The organism is Streptomyces sp. PCS3-D2 (assembly GCF_000612545.2).
GTDB lineage: Bacteria > Actinomycetota > Actinomycetes > Streptomycetales > Streptomycetaceae > Streptomyces.
Window position 1 is genome coordinate 3594904 of sequence record NZ_CP097800.1, and the last position, 25238, is coordinate 3620141.

Sequence of the window (25238 nt, forward strand, 5' to 3'; positions counted from 1 at the left end):
CCGGTGCGCGGCGGGGGCGCTTAGTGTGCCCGAGGCTCCTCATGGTCCGGATGGGCCTCCTCACACAGCGCAGGGAAGTCGGGGGTAGATGACGGCGACGGGCAGTACGTCGGTTTTCGTGCGGCCGCGGGACGTCAGGGCCGTCGGGGTGCCCTCGGCCGCCCTCGCGCTCGGCGTGTTCGCGGTGGTCCGCGGGGCCGGGGCCGCCGTGCTGGTCCTGGCTGCCTGGTGGGCCGGGCGTAGCCCCGTACGGGTGTTGGGGCACTCCTGGGACTCCGCCTGGTACCTCGCCATCGCCCGGCACGGCTACGGCCGCACCCAGATCTGGCCCGTCACCGGGCTGGTGCAGAGCGACCACGCCTTCTTCCCGCTGTACCCGGCGCTGGTGCGGCTGGCGGGCGGCGGCGAGTGGGGCGGGCTGCTGGTCTCCTGGACCGCCGCCGCGGTGGCCGCCGTCGGCGTGTACCGGGTCGGGGAGCTGGTGGCCGGGCGGCGCGTCGCACTGCTGTTGGTCGCGCTGTGGGCGGCGACCCCGCACGCGGTGGTGCTCACCCTCGCCTACACCGAGCCGCTGCTGGTCGCGCTCGCCGCCTGGTCGCTGTACGCACTGCTGCGCGGGCGCTGGCTGCTCGCCGCCTCGCTCGCGCTGGTCGCGGGGTTGACCCGGCCCACCGGGATCGCCGTCGCCGCCGCGGTGTCCGTCACCGCCCTGCATGCGCTGCTCGTACGGCGCTCCCGGGCACCCGGGGTGTGGGTGGCCGGCCTGCTGGCGCCGGCGGGCTGGCTGGGGTACGTGGTGGCCGTCGGCGCGGCCCGGGACGACCTCACGGGGTACTTCACCGTGCAGCGGCAGTGGGGGTCCCGCTTCGACGGGGGCCGGGCCACGCTGCTGAAGGTCTGGGAGGTGCTCACCGGCGGGCCCGTGGCGCTCGCCACCACCGTGTCGGCGTTCCTGCTGGGCGCGGCCCTGCTGCTGGCGGTGCTGCTGCTCGTGGACGACCGGCCGCCGCTGCCGTTGCTCGTCTACACGGCGGTCCTGCTGGTGATCGCCGTGGGTGGCGCCGGCTACTTCGAGTCGAAGCCGCGGTTCCTGCTGCCGGCGTTCCCGCTGCTGCTGCCGCTGGCCGCCGCGATGGCGCGAGCCCGGCCGCGCTCCGCGGTCGTGGTGACCGCGGGGCTGGCCGGGCTCAGTCACGCCTACGGGGTCTACCTCCTGGTGTTCGCCAAGGTGCCCCTGTGAGAGCGGGGGGTCAGTTGTCCCCGCCGTCCTCGTCCTCGCCGTCGGCGGAGTCGATGTCCTTCTCCAGTCCGAGCTGCTCCGTGAGCCACTTGTCGAACTCGATGGAGGCGCGGACCCAGCTGACCGTGGAGGACACGAAGTGCTCCAGGTTGACGCCGGTGCCGATCAGCATCTGCGCCTCGCCGATCAGGCGGACGGAGCCGTCGTCGTGGGTGTGGCTGTAGACCTTCGGCCACAGCGTGCGACGGTTCCAGTCGTCGATCGACTCGAGGAGCTGCGGCTTCTCGTCGATCTTGTGCGGACGGTCGTAGAAGGTCCGCACCGAGAAGACCTGCTGCTCCGCTTCGCCGCGGAACATGAAGTACGTGCGGAACTCCTCCCACGGCGCCGCGAGGTCACCCTCGTCGTCGACGACGTACTTGAGCTCCATCTGCTCCAGCAGCTGCTTGACCAGATCCTGGTCGGGGACGACGGGGCCCGCCGGTCCTGTGGCCTGCGGATCGGGCTGCTGCCCTCCGAAGTTCGGAATCGAGGCCGGGTCGATGCTCACCGTGTACTTCCCTTCGTGCGGATACTTGCATCCTCCCCCATCCCGCCCACCCCATGTCCAGCCCGACGGTCACGGATCCGCTGCGGGCGGACAGGAGTGCACCCCGCGCACGTTCCTGTACGCAGGGTGCCCGGTGGTCGCACCGGTCCCGGGCCGGGTCAGACCGCCTTGCCCACCAGCAGGTCCTCGCCCGCCACGTCGACCCGTACCGTGTCGCCGTCGCGCACCTCGCCGGAGAGGATCTCCTTCGCCAGGCGGTCGCCGATCGCCGTCTGGATCAGGCGGCGCAGCGGCCGGGCGCCGTACGCGGGGTCGTTGCCCTTGTCCGCCACCCAGGCCAGGGCCTCGGGGGTGACGTCCAGGGTCAGGCGCCGGTCGGCCAGGCGTCCGGCCAGGCGGCGGATCTGCAGCTCGGCGATGTGTGCCAGCTCGTCCCGGCTCAGCGCGGAGAAGACCACCAGGTCGTCCAGGCGGTTGAGGAACTCCGGCTTGAAGCTCGCCCGGACCACGTCCAGGACCTGCTGCTTCTTCTGGTCGGCCGGGGTGGCCGGGTCCATCAGGAACTGGCTGCCCAGGTTCGAGGTCAGGATCAGGATGGTGTTGCGGAAGTCGACGGTGCGGCCCTGGCCGTCCGTGAGCCGGCCGTCGTCGAGGACCTGGAGCAGGATGTCGAAGACCTCCGGGTGGGCCTTCTCCACCTCGTCGAGGAGCACCACGCTGTACGGGCGGCGGCGGACGGCCTCGGTGAGCTGACCGCCCTCCTCGTAGCCCACGTAGCCGGGCGGGGCACCGACCAGCCGGGCCACGCTGTGCTTCTCGCTGTACTCCGACATGTCGATGCGGACCATGGCCCGCTCGTCGTCGAAGAGGAAGTCGGCGAGCGCCTTGGCCAGCTCCGTCTTGCCCACGCCGGTCGGGCCGAGGAAGAGGAAGGAGCCGGTCGGCCGGTCCGGGTCGGCGATGCCGGCGCGGGTGCGGCGCACGGCGTCGGAGACGGCCCGCACGGCCTCGTTCTGGCCGATCAGGCGGCGGCCCAGCTCGTCCTCCATGCGGAGCAGCTTCTGGGTCTCGCCCTCCAGGAGGCGGCCCGCGGGGATGCCCGTCCAGGCGCCCACCACGTCGGCGATGTCGTCCGGCCCGACCTCGTCCTTGACCATGGTGTTCTTCGACGTGGCGGCCTTGGATGCCTCGGCCTCCTCCTCGGTGGCCTCCGCCAGTTCCCGCTCCAGGGCCGGGATCTCCCCGTAGAGCAGCTTGGAGGCGGCGTCGAAGTCTCCGTCGCGCTGGGCCCGCTCGGCCTGGCCGCGCAGGTCGTCCAGGCGCTCCTTGAGCTCGCCGACCCGGTTGAGGGACTGCTTCTCCTTCTCCCAGCGGGCGGTCAGGCCGCGCAGCTCCTCCTCCCGGTCGGCGAGGTCCTTGCGGATCTTGTCGAGGCGCTCGCGCGAGGCCGGGTCGGACTCGTTGTTCAGCGCCAGCTCCTCCATCCGCAGACGGTCCACCGAGCGCTGGAGCTCGTCGATCTCGACGGGCGAGGAGTCGATCTCCATGCGTAGCCGGGACGCCGCCTCGTCGACGAGGTCGATGGCCTTGTCGGGCAGGAAGCGGGAGGTGATGTAGCGGTCGGAGAGGGTCGCGGCGGCCACCAGCGCGCTGTCGTTGATGACGACCTTGTGGTGGGCCTCGTAGCGGCCCTTGAGCCCGCGCAGGATCGCGATGGTGTCCTCGACGGACGGCTCGGCGACCAGCACCTGCTGGAACCGCCGCTCCAGCGCCGGGTCCTTCTCGATGCGCTCGCGGTACTCGTCGAGGGTGGTCGCGCCGACCATGCGGAGCTCGCCGCGGGCCAGCATGGGCTTGAGCATGTTGCCGGCGTCCATGGCGGAGTCGCCGCCGGCACCCGCGCCGACCACCGTGTGCAGCTCGTCGATGAAGGTGATGATCTGGCCCTCGCTGGACTTGATCTCCGCGAGGACGGTCTTCAGCCGCTCCTCGAACTCACCGCGGTACTTGGCGCCGGCCACCATGGCGCCAAGGTCGAGGGAGACGAGCCGCTTGTTCTTCAGGGACTCGGGCACGTCACCCTTGACGATGCGCTGGGCCAGGCCCTCGACGACGGCGGTCTTGCCGACGCCGGGCTCGCCGATGAGCACCGGGTTGTTCTTCGTGCGGCGCGAGAGCACCTGCACGACACGCCGGATCTCGTGGTCGCGGCCGATGACCGGGTCGAGCTTCCCGTCGCGGGCGGCCGCCGTGAAGTCGGTGCCGAACTTCTCCAGGGCCTTGTACTGGCCCTCGGGGTCGGGGGTGGTCACCCGCCGTGCTCCTCGTGCGTTCTGGAAGGCGTCCAGCAGCTTCTTCGCCGTCGCGCCCTGGGCGGAAAGGACCTCACCGGCCGCGCCGCCCTTGGCGGCGATGGCGATGAGGAGGTGCTCGGTGGAGAGGTACTCGTCGCCGAGCTCGCCCGCCTCGCGGTCGGCCTCGGCCAGTACGGCGAGCAGGTCGCGGGTGGGCTGCGGGGGCGCGACGGTGGAACCGGTGACGCTGGGCAGCGCGGCGAGGAGGCGTTCGGCGCCGCTGCGCACGGCGGCCTGGTCGGCCTCCGCGGCGATCAGCAGGTCGATCACGTTCTCGTTGTCCTCGCCGGCGAGCAGGGCCAGCAACAGGTGCGCGGGGGTCAGGTCCGCGTGGCCTTCCTTGACGGCCCTGCTGGTGGCGGCGTTCAGCGCGTCCCGGCTCTTGTTGGTCAGCTCGGCGTCCACTGCGTCTTCTCCTCTCCGAGGGATGCACAACTGGGTCTGACAGAGTCAGCGTATGCAAAGTTGAGTCTATTCCACTCAAGGCAGCTGAGTGGACATGTTCCCCGTACCCTTCGGGCCATGTCCCATGACGTACTCAACCCGACGCCCGAGTACCTCGCCTTCTGGCGGGAGCGGCACGTCTGCACGCTGACCACGCCGCGCCCCGACGGGACCCCGCACGTGGTGCCGGTGGGCGTGACGTACGACCCCGAGGCCGGCCTGGCCCGGGTGATCAGCAACAGGCACAGCAAGAAGGTCCGCAACGTCCTGGCGGCCCAGGAGGGGCACGGCGGCGGTGCACGAGTGGCGGTCTGCCAGATGGCCGGACGCCGCTGGGCCACCCTGGAGGGCCGCGCGGTGGTCCGCACGGACGAGGCGTCGGTCGCCGACGCGGTGGCCCGCTACGCGGAGCGGTACGGGCGGACGCCGACACCCCATCCCGACCGCGTGGTCGTGGAGATCATCCTGGACCGGGCCATGGGGCGCGCGTGAGCCGTTGACCCTTCATCTTGTCCGGATCACGCACTGGACGGCGACATCACAACGGCGCCATCGCGGTCAGGTCCACGATGGCGCCGTTGTGTGGGGGTAGCGCCTGAGCGATCTGGAACGACGGGGGAATCGCTTCAGGCACTGCGGGGGGTGGCGGTGGTGATGTCGGGTTCGAAGAGCTGGTGGTCCCGCTGGTCGAGATTGACGAAGACCATTCCGTAGCGCACTTCGCAGCGGACGGGCTGCGGCGCGCCGCGCGGGCGGCGCAGGCACCGATAGGCACGTACGTCCTCGTCCTCCTCGCGCACGATGACGATCGGTTGGCCGAAGAGGGTCACCATCAACGAGTCGCCGGGGTGGGGGATGGCCGTGGCGAGGTCGATGAACTGCCAACCGGAGCGGTAGGCGGACGCCATCTCGCGGCGGAAGCCGCGGTCGTCGGGGGTCACGCGGACACCGTCGCAGGAGTCTCGGTCCAGCCGGTGTCGTCCTTGCCGCCGAGGTCGGCGGCGGTCCAGCCGGTGTCCGCGTACTTGCCCACGGGCGCCGTGGTCCAGCCGGTGTCGAACTCCGTGCTCGTCAGGCTCGTACCCTGACCGCCCCCAACGCTCCCCGCGTCACTTTCGACGGCGCTGACTGCCCCAAAAACCGCAACGGCGGAGAAACCTATGGCAAGCACCGAGCGAAGCATTCTCTTGTACATGGTCGGCTTCGTCCTCACTTGATGGAATCCTCTCCCCCGCGTGTCAGACGATGGCTCATTCAGGCACGTCAATGCCACAGGGACGATGCATCATGTTCTTGCATGTTCAGGACCCTGGGGGGTGGAGATTTGACGCAAAAAGGGACAATGGCGACACATCCCCACCCCGTCACGTCCATGTGCGCCGAGGGAACCCGGCTCTACGCGGCTGCCCTGAGCACCGGCCGGATCGCTCGGGGAGAGATCCAGAACGCCCCCTGCCTGCTGGAACTGGCCCTTCTGCAGCCCGACCCGGATGACGCCAACCAACTCCGCCCGGTTCCCCCGTCGGTGGCTCTGGCGCAACGACTCCATCCGATTGAACGCGAGATCCAGGACCGCCGACGCAGCGCTGTAGATCTCACCGACACTTTCGAGCCTTTCCTGGCCATCAGCGCGCAGAGCCCGGCCGACACCCATGCCATCACGGTGCTGGAGGGTTTCGAAAGGATCAACGCCGCGCTGAACCTCGCGACGGCCGAATGCCACACCGAGGTGCTGACGGTCCAGCCGGGCGGAGCGCGCCCCTCCGAGGCTCTCACACAGGCCCTGGAACGCGACCAGCCGCTGATCGACCGCGGGGTCAGCATACGGACCCTCTACCAGCACACCGCGCGGCACAGCCAGGGCACCCTCGCCTACGTGGACCGCATCTCCACGGGCAAGGTGGAGATCCGCACGCTCGAAGAGCTGATAGAGCGCCTCATCGTCTTCGACCGGACGGTCGCCTTCATCCCGGTGAGCGACGACCGCCGGGTCGCGCTGGAACTGCGCCACCCCGGCCTCGTCGACTACCTCATCAAGGTGTTCGAGCAGCTGTGGCACCGCGCCGTGCCCCTCACGGAGGAGGTGACGTACCGCAGCACCCCCGGCGGCATCACGGGCGTGCAGCGCACCATCGCCCAGCTCCTCATCGAGGGGCACGTGGACGAGGCCATCGCCCGCCGCCTGGGCATGAACGTCCGCACCTGCCGCGCCCACATCGCCAAGCTCGCCACCACCCTCGGCAGCGGCAGCCGGGCCCAGCTCGGCTACCTCATCGCGCAGTCCGGCATCCTGGGCCGCCCCTCCACCCCACAGGAGTGCGGGGAGCCCGGCCCGGGCCACGACCCGCACCAGGACCCGGAAGACCTGTAGAGCCCCCTTGGGAGCTTCCCGGAGGCCACCCGGAGTGCCCCGGGAAAAGCCTTCAGGCCCCGCCCCGTGGAGGGGCGGAGCCTGAGAAGTGTGCTGCCGGGGCCGGGACGGGCCGCCGCTCAGTCCATCGGGCGCTTGGGGGTCGGGCGCCAGACCACCAGGGCGCTGCCCGGCTGCGGCGGCTGGTACGGGACCAGGTCCCGCCGGTAGGAGGCGTGCACCTGGGCCTCGCGGGCCCGCAGCGTGGCCGCCGCACCGTCCACCGCGGCGGAGAGCTCGGCGACGCGCTGCTGGAGCGCGGCCACCTGGTTCTCCAGCTCGATGATCCGCTTGATGCCCGCCAGGTTGATGCCCTCGTCCTGGGACAGCGCCTGCACCGTGCGGAGCAGCTCGATGTCCCGGGCCGAGTAGCGCCGGCCGCGCCCGGCCGTACGGTCCGGGGAGACCAGGCCGAGGCGGTCGTACTGGCGGAGGGTCTGCGGATGCAGGCCCGAGAGCTGGGCGGCCACCGAGATCACGTAGACCGGGGTCTCGTCGGTGAGTGGGTAACCGCTTCCCAGACGGGAAGACTGTCGTCGGCGGCCGTCCATGTCATGCTCCCTTCGCGGACTCGAACAGCGCGGAGCGCGGGTCCTGCGACTCCGTCGCCTCGCGGTACATCTCCAGCGCCTCGCGGGCCTTGTCCGACAGCTCGGTCGGAACCGCCACTTCCACGGTGACCAGCAGGTCCCCGCGGGTGCCGTCCTTGCGGACCGCCCCCTTGCCGCGGGCCCGCATCGTACGCCCGTTCGGGGTGCCCGGGGGCAGTTTCAGCGTGACCGACGGGCCGTTCAGGGTCGGGACCTTGATGTCGGCGCCCAGCGCCGCCTCCGCGAACGTCACCGGGACGGTCACCGTGAGGTTGTCGTCCTTGCGCCCGAACACCGGGTGGGTGCCGACGTGCACGACCACGTAGAGGTCGCCGGCCGGACCGCCCCGCTCGCCCGGAGCGCCCTTGCCGCGCAGCCGGATCCGCTGGCCGTCGGAGACGCCCGCCGGGATCCGGACCTGCATGGTGCGGGAGCTGCGGGCCCGGCCGCTGCCCTTGCACACGTCACACGGGGTCTCCGCGATCAGGCCGCGGCCCTTGCAGTCCGCGCAGGGGTCGGTCAGCGAGAAGCCGCCGCCGCTGCCCCGCGAGACCTGGCCGGTGCCGACGCAGGTCGGGCACACCCGGGGGGTGCCGTTCTTGTCGCCGGTGCCCGAACAGGCCTTGCAGGGCGCCTGCGAGGACATCCGGAGCGGGACCGTGGCCCCGTCCACCGCCTCCGTGAAGGAGAGGGTGACCTCCGACTCGATGTCCTGGCCGCGGCGCGGCTGGGTACGGGTGCCCGCACCCGGGCCGGCGCCGCGGTTGAAGAGGCCGCCGAAGACGTCGCCCAGGCCGCCGCCGAAGCCGCCGGCCTGGCCGCCCTGCTGGGTGCCGCCGAAGAGGTCGCCCAGGTCGAAGTTGAACGAGCCGCCGCCGCCCGGCCCGGGGCGGAAGCCACCGCTGCCGAACAGGGCGCGCGCCTCGTCGTACTCCTTGCGCTTCTTGGCGTCCCCGAGGATGTCGTTCGCCTCGGAGATCTCCTTGAAGCGCTCCTCGGCGGCGGCGTCGCCCTTGTTGGCGTCCGGGTGGAACTCGCGCGCGAGCTTCCGGTACGCCTTCTTGATCTCGGCCTCGGTGGCGTCCTTCGGGACACCGAGGACCTTGTAGTAGTCCTTCTCGACGAAGTCCTTCGTGTTCATCCCCGGTGTCCCTCCTCCCGCGCTGCCTCTACGTGTACTGCGTCAGCCCTTGTCGGCTGCATCCGCGTCCTCGCCGGACGGCTTGTCGCCCTCCGCGGACTCGGACTTGGGGCCGCGCCCGGCTGGGGCTCGCGACCCGTGCGGGACGGATCGTACGCTCGCCGATCCGGTACCCCGGCTGCAGGATCGCCACGCAGGTCGTCTCGGTGACGTCCGGCGCGTACGAGTGCATCAGGGCCTCGTGGACCGTCGGGTCGAAGGGCTCGCCCTCCTTGCCGAACTGCTGCAGGCCCATCTTGGCGGCGACCGTCTCCAGCGATTCGGCCACCGACTTGAAGCCGCCGACCAGCTCGCCGTGCTCCCGCGCCCGACCGATGTCGTCGAGCGTGGGCAGGAGCTCCGTCAGGAGGGACGCGACCGCGATCTCCTTGACGGTGATCCGGTCCCGCTCCACCCGGCGGCGGTAGTTCTGGTACTCCGCCTGGAGCCGCTGGAGGTCCGTGGTGCGCTCACCGAGCGCGGTACGGGCCTGGTCCAGCTGCGCCAGCAGGGCCACGTCCTGTGCGCTGTCCCCGGCCGGGGCCGCACCCTCCGCCGTGTCGGCGGAGTCGGCGGCCTTCGGCTCGGCGTCGTCCTGAGCGGCGTCGGCGGGGACTTCGGGCTTCTCGTCGAAGCCCGGGGTCTCCTCCGACATCAGGCAGCGCCACCCTTCGGCTTCTCGTCGTCGACGATCTCGGCGTCGACGACGTCGTCGTCGGCCTTGGCCTGGCCCGCGTCGCCGGCGGCGGCACCCGCGGCGCCCTGGGCGGCCTGGGCGTCGGCGTAGAGCGCCTGGCCGAGCTTCTGGCTGACCGCGGCGAGCTTCTCGGTCGCGCTGCGGATCTCGCCGGTGTCCTCGCCCTTGAGCTTCTCCTTCAGCTCGGTGACGGCGGACTCGACCTCGGTCTTGACCTCGGCCGGGACCTTGTCCTCGTTGTCCTTGAGGAACTTCTCCGTCTGGTAGACGAGCTGCTCGCCCTGGTTGCGGGACTCGGCGGCCTCCTTGCGGCGCAGGTCCTCGTCCGCGTACTGCTCCGCCTCCTGGCGCATGCGGTCGACCTCGTCCTTGCCGAGCGAAGAGCCGCCGGTGACGGTCATCTTCTGCTCCTTGCCCGTGCCGAGGTCCTTCGCGGTCACGTGCATGATGCCGTTGGCGTCGATGTCGAAGGAGACCTCGATCTGCGGGACGCCACGCGGGGCCGGCGGCAGGCCGGTCAGCTCGAACATGCCGAGCTTCTTGTTGTACGCCGCGATCTCGCGCTCGCCCTGGTAGACCTGGATCTGCACGGACGGCTGGTTGTCCTCGGCCGTGGTGAAGATCTCGGACCGCTTGGTCGGGATCGTGGTGTTGCGCTCGATGAGCTTGGTCATGATGCCGCCCTTGGTCTCGATGCCGAGGGACAGCGGGGTCACGTCGAGGAGCAGGACGTCCTTGACCTCACCCTTGAGGACACCGGCCTGGAGGGTGGCGCCGATGGCGACGACCTCGTCCGGGTTGACGCCCTTGTTGGCGTCCTGGCCGCCGGTCAGCTCCTTGACGAGCTCGGCGACGGCCGGCATGCGGGTGGAGCCGCCGACCAGGACCACGTGGTCGATCTCGGACAGCTGGATGCCGGCGTCCTTGATGACGTTGTGGAACGGGGTCTTGCAGCGGTCCAGCAGGTCCGCGGTCAGCTGCTGGAACTGGGCGCGCGTGAGCTTCTCGTCCAGGTGCAGCGGGCCCTCGGCGGACGCGGTGATGTACGGCAGGTTGATCGAGGTCTCCGTGGAGGAGGACAGCTCGATCTTCGCCTTCTCGGCGGCCTCGCGCAGGCGCTGGAGCGCCATCTTGTCCTTGGAGAGGTCCACGCCGTGGCCGTTGGCGAACTGCTTCACCAGGTAGTCGACGACGCGCTGGTCCCAGTCGTCACCACCGAGGTGGTTGTCACCGTTGGTGGCCTTGACCTCGACGACGCCGTCACCGATCTCCAGGAGCGACACGTCGAAGGTGCCGCCACCGAGGTCGAAGACGAGAATGGTCTGGTCGTCCTTGTCGAGACCGTAGGCCAGGGCGGCGGCCGTCGGCTCGTTGACGATGCGCAGGACGTTCAGGCCCGCGATCTCGCCGGCCTCCTTGGTCGCCTGGCGCTCGGAGTCGTTGAAGTAGGCCGGGACGGTGATGACCGCGTCCGTGACCTTCTCACCCAGGTAGGCCTCGGCGTCGCGCTTCAGCTTCTGCAGGATGAAGGCGCTCATCTGCTGCGGGTTGAAGTCCTTGCCATCCAGGTTGATCTTCCAGTCAGTGCCCATGTGGCGCTTGACGGAACGGATGGTCCGGTCCACGTTCGTGACCGCCTGGCGCTTGGCCACCTCGCCGACGAGGACCTCGCCGTTCTTGGCGAAGGCGACGACGGACGGCGTGGTCCTGGCGCCCTCGGCGTTGGTGATGACGGTGGGCTCGCCGCCTTCCAGAACGCTGACGACGGAGTTCGTGGTGCCCAGGTCGATGCCGACCGCACGTGCCATTTCGATTCCTCCAGGTGACTTGAGTGGAACAGACTCAACCATGCCGCATCGACCCGCTCGCGTCAACAGAACTGAGTCAGGTCGACTCAACCTTTAGCCGCCGCTTACGCGCAACCCCGCGCCCTCCCGACGACCGGACGGCCGGACGAGGGACCCGCGCCGCGCGGCGCGCCGGGGCCGCACCGCACATGCGGCAGCGTGCTGGCATGCCGCTCACACTCACCGCCCCCCGGCTCCGGGCACGGCGGCCCGCCGCCCCGCCGGCGAAGCGGGTGCTCGACCTCGTCGGGGCGGTGATCCTGCTCGCCGTGCTCGGCCTGCCGCTCGCGGCCGTCACCGCGCTGCTGTACGCGACCCGGGGCGGGCGGCCCTTCGCACGGCGGCCCGCGGCGGGCCTCGCCGGGCGGCCGTTTCGGACCTGGCGCTTCGACACGGCCGGGCCGGGCCGGACGGGCGCCCTGCTGGAGCGCTGCGCGCTCGACGGCCTCCCCCAGCTGCTCAACGTGGTCCGCGGCGAGATGTCGCTGGTCGGTCCGCGGCCCGAGGCCCGCACGGATCGCCCGGAGCGGCTTCTCGTACGCCCCGGAATGACCGGATTGTGGCAGGTGAGCGCACGCTCCGACCTCCCCTGGGAGGAGATGGCGCTGCTCGACCGGCATTATGTGGAGAACCACTGGCTCGGGATGGACCTGGCGATCCTCGCCCAGACCCCGCGGGCGGCCTACCGACGAAGGCTCGCCTGAGCGACACAGATCACCGCACACTCAGCTACATTGCGGCGTCGGGAATGGGTAACCTCAAGCCTTGACTTCATAAGTTACCGCTTAGTAAGTGCCGCCCGAGGAGCCCTCCCATGCAACTCGCCGCGATCATCGTGTCGCTGGTCCTGACGGTGGTCGGCGTCGCGCTGCTCGCACGAGCCGTGGCGCAGATCTACCGCTTCGTGAAGATCGGTCAGCCCGTACCGGCCGGCAGCCGCACGGACGACCCGAAGGCCCGAACCCTGACCCTCGTCCGGGAGTTCCTCGGCCACAGCCGGATGAACCGCTGGGGCATCGTCGGCTTCGCCCACTGGTTCGTCGCGATCGGCTTCCTGACGCTCCCGCCGACCCTGGCGCAGGCCTACGGCCAGCTCTTCCAGGCCGACTGGACGCTTCCGGTCCTGGGCGGCTTCCTGCCGTTCGAGCTGTACATCGAGTTCATCGGCCTGATGACGGTCGTCGGCATCCTGGTCCTGATCGGGATCCGCCTGCTCAGCCTGCCCTCGCGGGCCGGCCGCAAGTCGCGCTTCGCCGGCTCGAAGGCCTGGCAGGCGTACTTCGTCGAGTACGTCATCCTCACCATCGGCCTCGCGATCCTGTGCCTGCGCGGCCTTGAGGGCGCCATCCACCACGTGGACGGCTGGGAACCGGCGTACTTCGTCTCGTACCCGCTGGTCACGGTCTTCGAGGGGCTGTCGCCGAGCGCGCTGCAGAACGCCATCTACTTCACCGCGATGATCAAGATCGGCACCTCGCTGATCTGGATGATCGTGGTCTCCCTGAACACCAACATGGGTGTCGCGTGGCACCGGTTCCTGGGCTTCCCGAACATCTGGTTCAAGCGGAACGCCGACGGCGCGACCGCCCTGGGCGCGCTCCAGCCGATGACCAGCGGCGGCAAGGAGATCGACTTCGAGGACCCGGGCGAGGACGACGTCTTCGGCGTCTCGCAGGTCGAGCAGTTCTCCTGGAAGGGCATCCTCGACTTCTCCACGTGCACCGAGTGCGGCCGCTGCCAGTCGCAGTGCCCCGCCTGGAACACGGGCAAGCCGCTGTCCCCCAAGCTGCTGATCATGTCGCTGCGCGACCACGCGCACGCCAAGGCCCCGTACCTGCTGGCCGGCGGCGGCAAGACGATGGAGGGCGAGGAGAAGGCCTCCGAGGAGCAGCTGGCCGGTGTGCCGGCGACCGCGCTCGCCGAGGCCGAGCGCCCGCTGATCGGCACGGTCGAGGAGAACGGCGTCATCGACCCGGACGTGCTGTGGTCCTGCACGACCTGCGGTGCCTGCGTGGAGCAGTGCCCGGTCGACATCGAGCACATCGACCACATCGTCGACATGCGCCGCTACCAGGTGATGATCGAGTCCGCGTTCCCGTCCGAGGCGGGCACGATGCTCAAGAACCTGGAGAAGAAGGGCAACCCCTGGGGCCTGGCGAAGAAGCAGCGCGTCGAGTGGACGAAGGAGGTCGACTTCGAGGTCCCGATCATCGGCAAGGACGCGGAGGACCTCTCCGAGTTCGACTACCTCTACTGGGTCGGCTGCGCCGGCGCCCTGGAGGACCGGGCCAAGAAGACCACGAAGGCCTTCGCGGAGCTCCTGAACATCGCGGGCGTCAAGTTCGCGATCATGGGCGGCGACGAGAAGTGCACCGGCGACTCGCCGCGCCGCCTGGGCAACGAGCCGCTCTTCCAGCAGCTGGGCCAGGAGAACGTGGCCATGCTGAACATGGCGTTCGGCGAGGACGACGAAGATCCTTCGACCCGTAAGCCGAAGTCGGCGAAGCGGATCGTCTCGACCTGCCCGCACTGCTTCAACACCATCGCGAACGAGTACCCGCAGCTGGGCGGCGAGTACGAGGTCATCCACCACACGCAGCTGCTCCAGCACCTGATCGACGAGGGCCGGCTGACGCCGGTGACGCCGGTCGACGGACTGATCACGTACCACGACCCGTGCTACCTGGGCCGGCACAACAAGGTCTACACGCCGCCGCGCGAGATCATGTCGGCCGTGCCGGGCCTGCGCCAGCAGGAGATGCACCGCCACAAGGAACGGGGCTTCTGTTGTGGCGCCGGTGGCGCACGGATGTGGATGGAGGAGCGGATCGGCAAGCGCATCAACAACGAGCGCGTCGACGAGGCCCTGTCCCTGAACCCCGACATCGTCTCCACCGCCTGCCCGTTCTGCCTGGTCATGTTGACCGACTCGGTCAACGGCAAGAAGAACGAGGGCCAGGCGAAGGAGTCGGTCCAGGTCGTGGACGTGGCCCAGCTCCTGCTGGAGTCGGTCAAGGCCCCGGGGCCGACGGAGGAAGAACTGGCCGCCCTGGCGGCCGAGGCGGAGGCCGAGGCCGCTGCGGCAGCGGCAGCGGCGGAGGCGGAGGCGGAGGCGGAGGCAGCCGCCAAGGCGAAGGCGGCCGAGGAGGCCAAGGCGAAGGCCGAGGCGGAGGCGAAGGCCAAGGCCAAGGCGGAAGCCGAGGCGAAGGCCAAGGCCGAGGCGGCTGATGCCGAGGCTGAGAAGACCGGAGCCGCGCAGGCGGCGGACGCGAAGCCGGAAGCCGAAGCGGCGCCGGAGGCCGAGGCTGAGGCCGAGAAGCCGACGTCGCCGCAGACGTCGGCGGAGCCCACGGCCGGGCCCGAGGCTCCGGCTCAGGACGAGGCGAAGTCCGGAGACGCCAGGTAGGCACCCGGCCAGTCGGCCGCCCCAACAGCAGGCGACACAGCGGAACGGCCGGCCCCCACCCGGGGGCCGGCCGTTCCGGCGTTTCCGGTCAGCCCCGGAGCGGTATCACCGCGAAGCCCAGCCCGGCCGCGTCCGTCGCGGCCGCGCCGCCGCTGCTGGGGACGGCCCGGTCACGGTGCTTCCCCGGCTTCGGCGCGTCGGCCGGGTACCTCGCGATCAGCCTGCCGTCGAAGTCGTACACCCAGCCGTTCCCGCCGCCCGCGCCGTCGATGACGACGAAGGTGAAGCGCTTGCCGTCCCGGGCGATCTCGTACGCCCAGCCGTCCTGCCGCATACCCGGGCGCTTCGGGTCGAGGGTGCCGAGGACGTTGCCGTTCGGCGTGGAGACCACGACGTACACGCCGCGCGGGCCGTCCACCAGCTTGGCGATGCGCCCGTCCGGCAGGGCGACCCGTACCGAGCTCTCCACCACGTCCTGCTTCTTCACCGCGGGCTTGGGCTGCGGCGTCGCCTTCGGAGTCGGCTCCCCGTCCAGCCACGACGTCACGGTGCCGTCCGGCCGGAGCACGACGTGCAGGCCGTCGCTCCGCCCGTACGACGCCGGCTCCGCCCGGCTGACCAGGGTGTCCGGTCGGGCGGAGCCCGCGAAGACGTCGGCCTCGAAGTGGCTCGTGCCGATCCGGTAGACCTTGGCCACGGAACCATCCGCCAGCCTCACGGCGGCGGCGAAGGTGCGGACTTCGGGCGCCGGCCGGTGCTTCGGGTCCACCGGGGCTCCGGCGGGCGGCCCGGCCGACGGCCGCCCGGCACCCGGCAGCGCCTCCTTCCCGGGCGCGGCAGGAGAGTCCGCGAAGGCGGACCCGCCCGGGAGTGCCAGGACGCAGGCCACGCCGGCGACGACGACGGCGGCGGTACGGAGGGCGGTGCGGCGGATGCTGCGCATGATGGGACTCTTCCTCGTGCTCGTTCGTACGTGTTCGCACTGTGTGGAGGCGACGGAACCGACGGAGACGACGCTATGAGCCCGATATGTGGAGAGACCGTCGAATATGTAACAGAAGCCCACAGAAGAGCCTGCAACCCCATGAACCAGACATGGGATGCAGGATCCCCGGGGGTGGGGGCAACTCCTCGGGGATCCCCTAGGGGATGTCACAGGTCAGCCGCAAAGGATGCGTGTTCCGGCTGCCCGGCCACCGGGGCCCGCCGGACCAGGTACGTTCGATCACGTGGCTGGATTCAGGATCGGACGCGGACGGGACGACAACCGCGGTCCACAACAACCCCCGCAGCAGCAGCAGTCGTACGGTCAGCAGCAACCGCCGCCGTACGGCCGGCCGGCCTACCCTCCCGTCGGCGGCCCGCCACCGCAGCAGCAGTGGCCGCAGCCGAACGCCGGGGACCACGGCGAGCCGGAGTACTTCGACCCGTACGGACAGCAGCAGCCGCACGCGCAGCAGCCTCCGTACGGCCACGGGGGCGGCGGTAACTACACGAACGACAACCCGGGTCACACGCAGGTCTTCGCCGTCGGCGAGGACCCGTACGGCCAGGGAGCGACCTACCAGGCGGGAGCAGCCCCGGCGGCGCCGTCCGGGCCGCGGCTGCCGTGGAAGGAACTGCTCCGCGGCATCGTGACGCGCCCCGGGCCGACCTTCCTGCAGATGCGCGACTACCCCGTGTGGGGTCCGGCGCTGATCGTGACCTTCCTCTACGGCCTCCTCGCGGTCTTCGGCCTCGACGACGCCCGCGAGGACGTGATCAACGCGACCCTGTCGCAGGCCGTCCCGATCGTGCTGTCCGCCGGCGTGGCCTTCGTCATCTGCGGTCTGCTCCTGGGCGCGGTCACGCACACCCTGGCCCGCCAGATGGGCGGCGACGGCAGCTGGCAGCCCACCGTGGGCCTGTCGATGCTGGTCATGTCCATCACGGACGCCCCGCGCCTGCTCTTCGCTGTCTTCCTCGGCGGCGACAACATGGTCGTCCAGGTGCTGGGCTGGGCCACCTGGGTCGCCGCGGGCGCCCTGTTCACCTCGCTGATCAGCAAGTCGCACGACCTGCCGTGGCCGAAGGCGCTGGGCGCCTCCGCGATCCAGTTGATCGCCCTGCTGTCGATCATCAAGCTGGGCACCATCTAGCGCACCCGCACCCGCACCCGCACACCGCGTGCGAGAGGGGCCCCGGCCGTCGGCCGGGGCCCCTCTCGCACGCGGTGGGACGAGACGCGATCAGGCGTCGAGGACCTGGCCCTCGCGCTTGACGACGGGCGGCTCGACCGACCACGGGAAGTTGATCCACTCGTCGGTCTTCTTCCACACGTACTCGCACTTCACGAGGGAGTGGGACTTCTCGTAGATGACCGCGGAGCGCACCTCGGCGACGTGGCCGAGGCAGAAGTCGTGCACCAGCTTCAGCGTCTTGCCGGTGTCGGCGACGTCGTCGGCGATGAGGACCTTCTTGTCGGTGAAGTCGATCGCCTCGGGCACGGGGGCCAACATGACCGGCATCTCCAGCGTGGTGCCGACGCCGGTGTAGAACTCCACGTTCACCAGGTGGATGTTCTTGCAGTCCAGGGCGTAGGCCAGGCCGCCGGCGACGAACACACCGCCGCGGGCGATGCTGAGGATGATGTCCGGCTCGTAGCCGTCGTCGGCGATGGTCTGCGCCAGCTCGCGCACGGCGGCGCCGAAGCCCTCGTAGGTCAGGTTCTCGCGTACTGCGTTGCTCATGCCTCGTGCCTCACCTGGGTGCGGTGGAAGTTCTGGAAGGAGCGCGAGGCGGTCGGCCCGCGCTGCCCCTGGTACCGGGAGCCGTACCGTTCGCTGCCGTACGGGAACTCCGCGGGCGAGCTGAGCCGGAACATGCACAGCTGCCCGATCTTCATGCCGGGCCAGAGCTTGATCGGCAGCGTGGCCAGGTTCGACAGTTCGAGGGTCACGTGCCCCGAGAAGCCGGGGTCGATGAACCCGGCGGTCGAGTGCGTCACCAGTCCCAGGCGACCGAGGCTGGACTTCCCCTCCAGCCGGGAGGCGATGTCGTCGGGCAGCGTGATGACCTCGTAGGTCGACGCGAGGACGAACTCACCGGGGTGCAGGATGAACGCCTCGTCCCCCTCGGGCTCGACCATCCGGGTCAGATCCGGCTGTTCGACCGCGGGGTCGATGTGGGCGTAGCGGTGATTCTCGAACACCCGGAAGTACCGGTCGAGACGCACATCGATGCTGGAGGGCTGCACCATCGCCTCGTCGAACGGGTCGATGCGAACCCGTCCGCTGTCGATCTCGGCCCGGATGTCTTTGTCAGAGAGAAGCACGCCCCGAGGATACGCAGAGCGCGCGGGCCGCCCCAATCGAGAGGGACCGCCCGCGCGCCCGGCCGTACGACTCACCCCGCCCGGCGCTCAGCGCTTGGGCGCACCGCCGACGGGGACGGCCTGGCGCAGGCGTGCGCACCGCGGACACCGCAGCAGCCGCCCGGGCCCGATCCGGCCGGCACCGAGGTGCTGCAGCGGGAAGGAGGCGGTACTGAAAACGTGCCCTTCGGCACAACGGACGACGGTGTGCTCCATCGAGTCCCTTTCCCCAACGAGCCATACTGCAACGAATCGCCACATTAGGGGATGATCGGCACCCGCTCCAGCCGCCGCTCCGCACCACACGGTACGCCCCAACTCCCGCCCCCACACGCCCCCGTGTACACCACAGACGACAACGACCCCGCGGCGGATACACCGGGGGTCGATCATGAGGTAGAGTGTGAAACGGTAGTGATCCAGGCAACTGGCCCACCGTGCGGATGTAGTTTAATGGTAGAACATGAGCTTCCCAAGCTTATAGCGCGGGTTCGATTCCCGTCATCCGCTCCACGATAAAGCCCCAGGTCAGCGACCTGGGGCTTGTTTGTTGTCTAGACCCATTGAGGCTCGCGTGCCATTCGCGTGCCATAACTTCCCTAATGGGGCGTCAGGTTGGTGGCGTGCCCCTTGTGCGGATCACCTCGCCCGAGCGGACCGACCAGACGCCGACGGCGAGGGCACGAACATGCGCCCGGTCCCGGCGAGGCTGGGCCGCCCGCTGTCGCCGGGCACCCGCTGGAGCCGGACGGTAGCGTCGATGTCGTCGGCGAGCCTGCGCTGATGCTCCTTCGTGGAGTGCTGGTAGATCAGCTGGGCCCGCTCCGATGACTGGCCCGCGCGGACCATGAGGTCCTTCAGCTTGGCACCGGTGTCGGCGGCGAGGGTGTTCCCCGTGTGGCGCAGGTCGTAGAAGCGGAACTCGTTGGGCATGCCGACCGCCTCACGGGCCTTGCGCCACTTCCGACCGAAGGACGTACCACGCAGGGGCGCACCCTTCTCGCCCACGAAGACGAGGCCGTCGGGTCCGTCCTCGGCAAACCACTCCAGGTGCCGGCGGACGTCCAGAAGCACGAAGCTGGGCAGCATGATCTCCCGCTTGCCCGCACGGGACTTCGGATCCCCGATCACCCTGTGCCCCGTGTTCAGCTCCGGGGCAGCCCTGCGCACGCGGACCGAGCCCGCGTCGAGATCGACGTCGGCGCGGCGCAGCTCGGCCAGTTCCTCCGGCCGCATGGAGGCGAAGGCCCCCAGCAGGACCATCAGCCGCCAGCGGATCCCGATGGCCTCGGCGAGCGCGAAGACCTGCTCGACGGTGGCCACGGGCCGCTCGTCGGCGTCCTCGCGCCCCGCACCTCGGATCGAACACGGGTTGCGGCGGATCAGCTCGTCCTCGACCGCCGTCTGCATGATCGCCTTCAGCAGCCGGTAGGACTTGGCCGTCGTGGTCTTGCCGGTCGCCTTCAGCCGTTCCGCGCGCCAGGTCCTGACCTTGGCGGGGCTGATGGCATTGACGTACTCCTCCCCGAAAGACGGCTCCAGGTGGAGACGCAGGAGCCGTCGGTACAGCTCGTCGGTAGTGGCCGCGATGCCCCGCTCCTCGATCCAGCGCAGGGCGTACTCGGCGAACAGCACCTCGCCGGCGGTCGGGTCGATCCAGTCTCCGCGGGCCTGGTCGGCCTGGACCTGGGCAAGGAACAGCTCCGCTTCCCGCTTGCTCTCGTACGTCTGCGGGGCGGGTCGCAGCACGCCGTCCGTACCGGGATAGCGGGCCTGGTATCGGCCCGAGGGGAGAGCGCGGATCGCGCCGAAGCTGCGGCGCGGGGCCCGTCTGCGGGAACGCGGCACTCAGACCACCAGCCCGTAGCCGGCGCGGCGTCCGCGGACGGGCTCGACGGTCCGCTCGGCGATGTACGCGGTCAGCACGCTGTCGGCGATGCGGACGTGCTTGCCGAGCTTGACGTAGCGGATACGCCGCTCGGCGATGAGGCGGCGGATAAAGCGCACGCCGGTACCGAGACGCTCCGCGGCTTCCTCGACCGTGAGGAGACGGTCGTTCGTGTTCACCTCCTTCACCGCACCGGATTCCTCGGCATTTACATTTCGGCTCTTCCCGCCCGCCCCATCGGCGGCGAGGTTTTTGCGGGCAGGGGGTATCGGCGATCGACGCAAGAGTTCCCTCTCGTGAAATGGGCAGGGGTGTGGCAGGGGACGGGACAACGGGTGCACCGACAGCAACCAATGGTCTGGAGAATCCCCGGTTTCGGAAACCGGGGATCGTCGGCTATATTGCGCCCGCCCCGGCCTCCGGCGGGTTCCCGAGAAGGGTCTGCGGCGGTGTTCCGAGGGCGGCTGCGATGGCGACGAGGTCGTCCACGTCGCAGCGTCGGACGTTGCGTTCGATGCGCGAGAGCGCGGTGAAGGTCATGGGCCGGCCAAGGGCACGGACGCGGGCGGCGAGCTGGCGCTGAGAGCAGCCGCGGGCGACACGGGTGCGCTCGATGGCGCGGGCGGTGGCTCGGCCGGCGGGGCCGATTTCAAGAGATCGTGGTGGCATTGGTGTGTTGTAGCTTCCGCCGCGACCCTATAGGAACCTCTTTCCTGTCTGCCGTCAGCGATACGCTCGATGACGGCAGCAATTTCGGTGACCGGGATTCGGGGGATACGGTTCTGGGCCGGAAACCCTTCAGGAGTTCTAGAGCCAGCTCTGGACTTCTGGGTCTGGTGTGTGGCTGTGTTGTCCACGCACCCCGGCCACGCCGGATTTCCCTTCCCAATTCCCGAGAGGTGACCGCTAGCGCGGCACCCGAAAAGGAGCCGCCCCCTTGATGCCCAATACCCCTGACCCCGTCACCGCCCCGCCCAAGGCGGTCTGGCCGCCGGTGGCCGTACCCGGGCAGCCCGACGCGCACCGGACCGTCCCGGAGGACTCGGTCACGGAACCGAAGGCTTCGCCGCCACAACCCCTCTCCGCTCCGATCGGCCCCCGCGCGCAAGGCGACCAGGTGCTGGCCGACCTGGCCGCGCAGATCGAGCGGTACGTGGTGCTGCCGAGCCCAGAGGCGCTCACAGCGGTGACGCTGTGGGTGGCGGCCACGCACCTGCAGACGGTGTGGCAGCACGCGCCGCGGCTGGCGGTGGTGGGGCCTGCGAAGCGGTGCGGCAAGTCGCGCCTCCTGGACGTGATCACCGAGACCGTCCACGACCCACTGATCACCGTGAACGCCTCGGCTGCGGCGATCTTCCGGTCGATCGGCGAGTCGGATCCGCCGACCCTGCTGGTGGACGAAGTCGACACGATCTTCGGCTCGGCGAAGGTCGCGGAGAAGAACGAGGAGCTTCGGGGCCTGCTCAACGCGGGCTTCCAGAAGAGCCGTTACACGCTGCGCGTCGCCGGACCGAACCACGAGGTGGTCCGCTTCCACACCTTCGCGATGGCCGCCCTCGCCGGCATCGGCGATCTGCCCGACACGATCATGGACCGGTCCGTGGTGATGCGGATGCGTCGCCGCCGGAGCGGCGAGAAGGTCTCGGAGTTCCGCGCCTTCCGCGACACCCCAGCCCTGCACGTGGTGCGCGACCGCCTCGCCGCGTGGCTGCGCCCGCGAGGCAAGGAAGCGATCGGGCTGATGCCCGTCTCCATGCCAGTGGAGGACAGGGCTGCGGACACCTGGGAGCCACTGGTCATCGTCGCCGACCTCGCCGGAGGCGACTGGCCCGAGCGTGCCCGCACCGCGTGCCGAGTGATGACCGCGCATGAGGCTGCCCTCGACCAGGACAACTCGCTGCACACCCGCCTCTTGGTCGACATCCGCCGTGCCTTCGCAGCTTGTGGCGACCCGGCTGCCCTGCCCACCAGGACGATCCTCACCATGCTCAACCGTGACGAGGAGGCCCCCTGGGCGAACGACGGCGCCCAGGGCCTGATCCCGCGTCGCCTGCAGATCCTGCTGGATCCCTTCGCCATCAGGTCGTCCACGCGCCGCTTCCCCGAGGGGACCCAGGCCAAGGGCTTCACCCGCGCCCAGTTCATGGACGCATGGGACCGGTACTGCCCGTCCGAAACCCCATCGGAGCCGTCCGGGACGTGACCGTCCCGACCCGTCCCACTCGTATCAGCGCAGGTCAGCGCGGGGACGAGTCGCAAGGGCGGGACGGGTGGACCCGTACCACTCGCCACATCCAAGAGCCGTCGGCCAGCTCTGGCGGCCCACCTGCCGCACCCGTCTCTTTCATACTCGTCCCACCCGCCCCAGGCAGGTCAGCACAGGGACTGCTCGCCGCTCCGGGACGAGTCCAACCCGTACCGCTCTGCTACCCGTACCGCCTCTGACCAGGCACGGGACGAGTGGGACGAGTCTTCACCCGCCACGGCCGCCACCACTGGCAGCCGCCTCCACCACCCCAGGGAGCCTCACGCTTGCCCTCGCACAACCCCGCCTCCGCCACCTCGGCCCAGCCCTTCCGGATATCCCTGGCCGAGGCGATCCGCACCGGAGTGGCCTTGATGGCCCTGGCCGCGTTCGCGCTCTCCTACGACGCGTTGCGCCAGATGGCCGCCGCCAGCCACATCCACCCCGCGCTCACCTACGCCTTCCCTCTGGTCGTCGACGGGTTCATCGCCATCGGGATCGGCGCCCTGCTCGTACTGCGGACCGTCCACTTGCGAGCCCGCCTGTATGTGGCCGCCCTGGTGAGCCTGGCCACCGCCACCAGCATCTGGGCGAACGTGCTCCACGCCGTCCGCCTCAACCAGCAGACCGGCCACACGGGGCTGCTGCTGCTGGACGACGTCACCGTCGGTGTCATATCCGCCATCGCCCCGCTCGCCTTGGCCGGAGCTGTCCACCTGTACCTCATCGTCCAACGCCACCCGGCACACCTGGAGCCACAGATCCCGGCCCCGACGATTAACAGGCCCATGCGCCCCCGGCCCGGACGGGGCACCGCTGCTGAGCCCGAACCGCAGCCCGCTGAAAAGGTGGCTCAGCCACAACTCGAGCAAGTGGCTGAGGCCGGGAAGCCCCCCGTCGAACGCTTCGGCCAGACCGTCGCCACCTTCGAGCAGGTGGTCGAGATCGGGCGCGCGGCCCCGCGGGGCCGCGGCGGCAGGGTCTCGCGCCGCCGCATCGAGGAGGCCGTTCGCGCCAAGGGCCTGGGCGCGGGCAAGGACCTCCTCGAAAGGGCCAAGAAGGATCTCCAGGCAGAACTCGATGCCGCCCAGGCAGACGCTGCCTGACTCCCACCACCGCTGCCCGCTGCACGGAACACGCGAAGGGGCGGGGCGCTCGCCCCGTCCCCCCGTCGTCTCCCCATCGCACCGCCGGCATCCGAAGCCCCCGACGATGCACGAGCAGCACACCCTCATCGCCGACGACCGGCAGCAGCCCGAACCGCTCAACCTCGTTCCAGCTGGAGCAAGTTATCGGCTAAGACACTCTTCCCCGTCGGGGAAGCGCGTCTTAGCCGCTCCCGCCCCTGGGTGGCGGGAGCGGACCGGAGCCAGGGGGCACCGGCCCACCAAGCAGCGACCGAGGGCGGATCGCAGCCGAAGTCCGAACCCCCGGCGCAAGCGCTCCCCGAGGCGGACGGGAGCCCGAAGGCCGCCACCATCACTGGCAGCGGCCATGTTCCTCAGGGAGCACAGCAGGTGTCCCCGGAAGCCCGCCCAAGCCGTTCATTGACCAGGCATCAGCGATCGAGAGCCGCGTCGAGGTGTTCTTGTACCGGCGCGAACAGACCGTACGGGACGTACTGCGGGATCTCGGCGTGGGCTACCCAGGCGACTTCGGCCAGCTCGTCGGTATCCGCGACGTGCGCGTTTCCGTCGAGCACCTCGCAGGCCGTGTAGGACATCAGCCGACCAGTGTCCGGGTGGACCCGCTCACCCAGTAGCCGTCCCGACTTCACTATCAGACCCGTCTCCTCCTGGGTCTCGCGCACGGCTGCATCCTCCCGGCTTTCGCCAGGCTCGACCTTGCCTGCGGGGAACTGCCAGGAGAGCCGGCCCTCGCTTACGCGACGCCGCACCATGAGCACGCGGCCCTTGTGCACCACGATGGCCGCGGCGACGCCCGGGCGCTCCCCGGCGTTCTGCTGCGTCACGTCTACTCCTCCAGGACGGCCAGGATGGATGGGAAGGACGTATGGACGGGGATGAACCGGGTGGCTGTCTAGGCAGACGGTGCGCCGCTGCGTCGGTGGCTTCCCCGCCCCCTGACAGCGATTCTGGCCTCCCGTCCGCACTCGGGTCGGTGGGCGGGGCGGGCGGGCTCATCGTGGCGGCGGATGGAGCACCAGACACGTTCCTGGAGCTCTGCGATGCAGGGGCCGCAGGCATACATGGGCGCCTGGGCTCCGGCCACACTGACCGGGCCGATCCACAGGACGCGGGTCCATCGCTGTCCGCAGTACAGCCAGCACACCCCTTCGACCCACTCGTTGCCGTCGTTGGTGGTCGGCGGCTCGGGCAAGCCACCGCGAGCGAACTCAGCGATGCCGGGCACCATCAGGTCGTGCGGTAAGCCTGGCTCGGTCAGCACCGGCTCACCCCTCCTGTCCGCTGTCAGCCGCGGTCAGGGGCATACCTGCCGGGGCTCCGTCGTCAGCGCTTAGGTCGAAGGTGCCGGTCTGCACCCACTCGTGCTCCAGGATCGAGTAGGTGATCGAGTCCCGCCAGGCTCCGTGGACGAAGACGTGGTCGCGGATCCGCCCGTCCTCGGTCATGCCCGCCCGCAGGAGGGTACGCGCGGATGCCTCGTTGAGAGGCGAGCGTGCGGCCCATATGCGGTGCAGACCCAGGACTTTGAAGCCGAGCGCACACAGCATGTGGACGGTCTCCGTGCCGAGGCCCTTGCCCCACTCCCCCGGGTTCAGGGCGAACCCGATGGTGGCCGCCTGCTGCGGTTCGGTCGCCAGGCGCGCGTAGCCGATCAGCCGGTGTTCACCGGCCGGGGTGATGGCCAGGCAGTACTCGGTCCGGGGAGTGTCCTTTGTGGAGCCGATGGACCGGTCGACGATCGCCTGGACCTGGTCGGGGGTGCGGGGCTCGAAGCTGAGGTGCCGGGTGGCCTCGGGGTCTCCGTAGATGGCCAGGAGGGCGGCGGTGTCCTCGGGTTCGACTTCGCGCAGTGCCAGGCGGGGGCCGGCCAGGTGGACTGGAGTCATG

At 70.1% G+C, this 25238-nt stretch carries 24 protein-coding genes and 1 tRNA gene; 9 read left to right on the plus strand and 16 right to left on the minus strand.

Annotated features, from left to right (window positions below):
- Nucleotides 1-88 precede the first annotated feature (88 nt).
- Complete coding sequence (locus AW27_RS15565; protein ID WP_078556325.1) at nt 89-1240, plus strand: mannosyltransferase family protein; 1152 nt, start codon at nt 89-91, stop codon at nt 1238-1240.
- A gap of 10 nt (nt 1241-1250) precedes the next feature.
- Here the strand turns inward: AW27_RS15565 and AW27_RS15570 are convergent, their stop codons facing one another.
- Nucleotides 1251-1790 (minus strand): YbjN domain-containing protein, encoded by a 540-nt coding sequence (locus tag AW27_RS15570; RefSeq protein ID WP_030647953.1) that lies wholly within the window; start codon nt 1788-1790, stop codon nt 1251-1253.
- Nucleotides 1791-1948: 158 nt separating this feature from the next.
- Nucleotides 1949-4549 (minus strand): ATP-dependent chaperone ClpB, encoded by a 2601-nt coding sequence (gene clpB / locus AW27_RS15575; RefSeq protein ID WP_037920783.1) that lies wholly within the window; start codon nt 4547-4549, stop codon nt 1949-1951.
- 117 nt (nt 4550-4666) lie between these two features.
- On the opposite strand from clpB, the gene AW27_RS15580 reads away from it, so the two are divergent.
- Nucleotides 4667-5080, plus strand: a complete 414-nt coding sequence (locus AW27_RS15580) for a pyridoxamine 5'-phosphate oxidase family protein (protein WP_037920781.1) — start codon at nt 4667-4669, stop codon at nt 5078-5080.
- Between the two features lie 134 nt (nt 5081-5214).
- Here AW27_RS15580 and AW27_RS15585 read toward each other — a convergent pair whose 3' ends face one another.
- Nucleotides 5215-5496, minus strand: coding sequence for a Rieske (2Fe-2S) protein (locus AW27_RS15585; protein WP_051734285.1), 282 nt, complete (start codon nt 5494-5496; stop codon nt 5215-5217).
- A gap of 389 nt (nt 5497-5885) precedes the next feature.
- Here AW27_RS15585 and AW27_RS15590 point away from each other — a divergent pair, with 389 nt between their 5' ends.
- The gene (locus AW27_RS15590; protein WP_052030383.1) at nt 5886-6959 is read left to right on the plus strand and encodes a hypothetical protein; all 1074 of its coding nucleotides are present in this window, start codon (nt 5886-5888) and stop codon (nt 6957-6959) included.
- Nucleotides 6960-7078: 119 nt separating this feature from the next.
- Here the strand turns inward: AW27_RS15590 and AW27_RS15595 are convergent, their stop codons facing one another.
- From AW27_RS15595 to dnaK, 4 genes are read right to left on the minus strand one after another with little or no spacing between them, the layout of a single operon-like run.
- A complete protein-coding gene (locus AW27_RS15595) occupies nt 7079-7549 on the minus strand; it encodes a heat shock protein transcriptional repressor HspR (protein WP_037920776.1) in 471 nt (156 codons plus the stop codon).
- Between the two features lies 1 nt (nt 7550).
- Nucleotides 7551-8729 (minus strand): molecular chaperone DnaJ, encoded by a 1179-nt coding sequence (gene dnaJ / locus AW27_RS15600; RefSeq protein ID WP_037920774.1) that lies wholly within the window; start codon nt 8727-8729, stop codon nt 7551-7553.
- 28 nt (nt 8730-8757) lie between these two features.
- A complete protein-coding gene (grpE, locus tag AW27_RS15605; RefSeq protein WP_304949873.1) occupies nt 8758-9423 on the minus strand; it encodes a nucleotide exchange factor GrpE in 666 nt (221 codons plus the stop codon).
- A complete protein-coding gene (gene dnaK, locus AW27_RS15610) occupies nt 9423-11273 on the minus strand; it encodes a molecular chaperone DnaK (protein ID WP_037920770.1) in 1851 nt (616 codons plus the stop codon). The genes grpE and dnaK overlap by 1 nt, the downstream gene beginning before the upstream one ends.
- A 206-nt stretch (nt 11274-11479) precedes the next feature.
- Between dnaK and AW27_RS15615 the strand changes: the two genes are divergently transcribed.
- Nucleotides 11480-12016 carry a sugar transferase gene (locus AW27_RS15615; protein ID WP_052030499.1) on the plus strand — a complete coding sequence of 179 codons (537 nt, stop codon included), beginning with the start codon at nt 11480-11482 and terminating at the stop codon, nt 12014-12016.
- Between the two features lie 110 nt (nt 12017-12126).
- A complete protein-coding gene (locus AW27_RS15620) occupies nt 12127-14718 on the plus strand; it encodes a (Fe-S)-binding protein (RefSeq protein WP_269084521.1) in 2592 nt (863 codons plus the stop codon).
- Between the two features lie 88 nt (nt 14719-14806).
- Here AW27_RS15620 and AW27_RS15625 read toward each other — a convergent pair whose 3' ends face one another.
- Nucleotides 14807-15661: a hypothetical protein gene (locus AW27_RS15625; RefSeq protein WP_037920768.1), complete on the minus strand. Its 855-nt coding sequence runs from the start codon at nt 15659-15661 to the stop codon at nt 14807-14809.
- Nucleotides 15662-15947: 286 nt separating this feature from the next.
- Between AW27_RS15625 and AW27_RS15630 the strand changes: the two genes are divergently transcribed.
- Entirely contained in the window at nt 15948-16856 is a 909-nt protein-coding gene (locus tag AW27_RS15630; RefSeq protein WP_037920765.1) for a Yip1 family protein, read from the plus strand.
- Between the two features lie 90 nt (nt 16857-16946).
- On the opposite strand, the gene AW27_RS15635 is transcribed toward AW27_RS15630, so the two are convergent.
- The 3 genes from AW27_RS15635 to AW27_RS15645 all read right to left on the minus strand — a co-directional run bounded on the left by AW27_RS15635 (nt 16947) and on the right by AW27_RS15645 (nt 18331).
- A complete protein-coding gene (locus AW27_RS15635) occupies nt 16947-17447 on the minus strand; it encodes a phosphoribosyltransferase (protein ID WP_031155112.1) in 501 nt (166 codons plus the stop codon).
- Complete coding sequence (gene dcd, locus AW27_RS15640; protein WP_030956554.1) at nt 17444-18031, minus strand: dCTP deaminase; 588 nt, start codon at nt 18029-18031, stop codon at nt 17444-17446. The genes AW27_RS15635 and dcd overlap by 4 nt, the downstream gene beginning before the upstream one ends.
- Before the next feature lie 87 nt (nt 18032-18118).
- The gene (locus tag AW27_RS15645; protein WP_078556323.1) at nt 18119-18331 is read right to left on the minus strand and encodes a hypothetical protein; all 213 of its coding nucleotides are present in this window, start codon (nt 18329-18331) and stop codon (nt 18119-18121) included.
- A 178-nt stretch (nt 18332-18509) separates the two neighbouring features.
- Here AW27_RS15645 and AW27_RS15650 point away from each other — a divergent pair.
- Nucleotides 18510-18583, plus strand: a tRNA-Gly gene (locus tag AW27_RS15650).
- A 126-nt stretch (nt 18584-18709) separates the two neighbouring features.
- Here AW27_RS15650 and AW27_RS15655 read toward each other — a convergent pair.
- From AW27_RS15655 to AW27_RS15665, 3 genes are all read right to left on the minus strand, one after another.
- Nucleotides 18710-19918: a tyrosine-type recombinase/integrase gene (locus AW27_RS15655; RefSeq protein WP_037920762.1), complete on the minus strand. Its 1209-nt coding sequence runs from the start codon at nt 19916-19918 to the stop codon at nt 18710-18712.
- Nucleotides 19919-20137, minus strand: a complete 219-nt coding sequence (locus tag AW27_RS15660; protein WP_037921445.1) for an excisionase family DNA-binding protein — start codon at nt 20135-20137, stop codon at nt 19919-19921.
- Nucleotides 20138-20354: 217 nt separating this feature from the next.
- Nucleotides 20355-20627 (minus strand): helix-turn-helix domain-containing protein, encoded by a 273-nt coding sequence (locus AW27_RS15665; RefSeq protein ID WP_078556321.1) that lies wholly within the window; start codon nt 20625-20627, stop codon nt 20355-20357.
- 271 nt (nt 20628-20898) lie between these two features.
- Here AW27_RS15665 and AW27_RS15670 point away from each other — a divergent pair, with 271 nt between their 5' ends.
- Together AW27_RS15670 and AW27_RS15675 are read left to right on the plus strand one after the other, a co-directional pair.
- Nucleotides 20899-22161: a DUF3631 domain-containing protein gene (locus tag AW27_RS15670; protein ID WP_037920760.1), complete on the plus strand. Its 1263-nt coding sequence runs from the start codon at nt 20899-20901 to the stop codon at nt 22159-22161.
- 329 nt (nt 22162-22490) lie between these two features.
- Nucleotides 22491-23309 (plus strand): DUF2637 domain-containing protein, encoded by an 819-nt coding sequence (locus tag AW27_RS15675; RefSeq protein ID WP_037920757.1) that lies wholly within the window; start codon nt 22491-22493, stop codon nt 23307-23309.
- A gap of 452 nt (nt 23310-23761) precedes the next feature.
- Here AW27_RS15675 and AW27_RS15680 read toward each other — a convergent pair whose 3' ends face one another.
- Both AW27_RS15680 and AW27_RS15685 read right to left on the minus strand, forming a co-directional pair.
- A complete protein-coding gene (locus AW27_RS15680; RefSeq protein ID WP_037920755.1) occupies nt 23762-24175 on the minus strand; it encodes an NUDIX hydrolase in 414 nt (137 codons plus the stop codon).
- Nucleotides 24176-24616: 441 nt separating this feature from the next.
- Entirely contained in the window at nt 24617-25237 is a 621-nt protein-coding gene (locus AW27_RS15685; RefSeq protein ID WP_037920753.1) for a GNAT family N-acetyltransferase, read from the minus strand.
- Nucleotide 25238 lies beyond the last annotated feature (1 nt).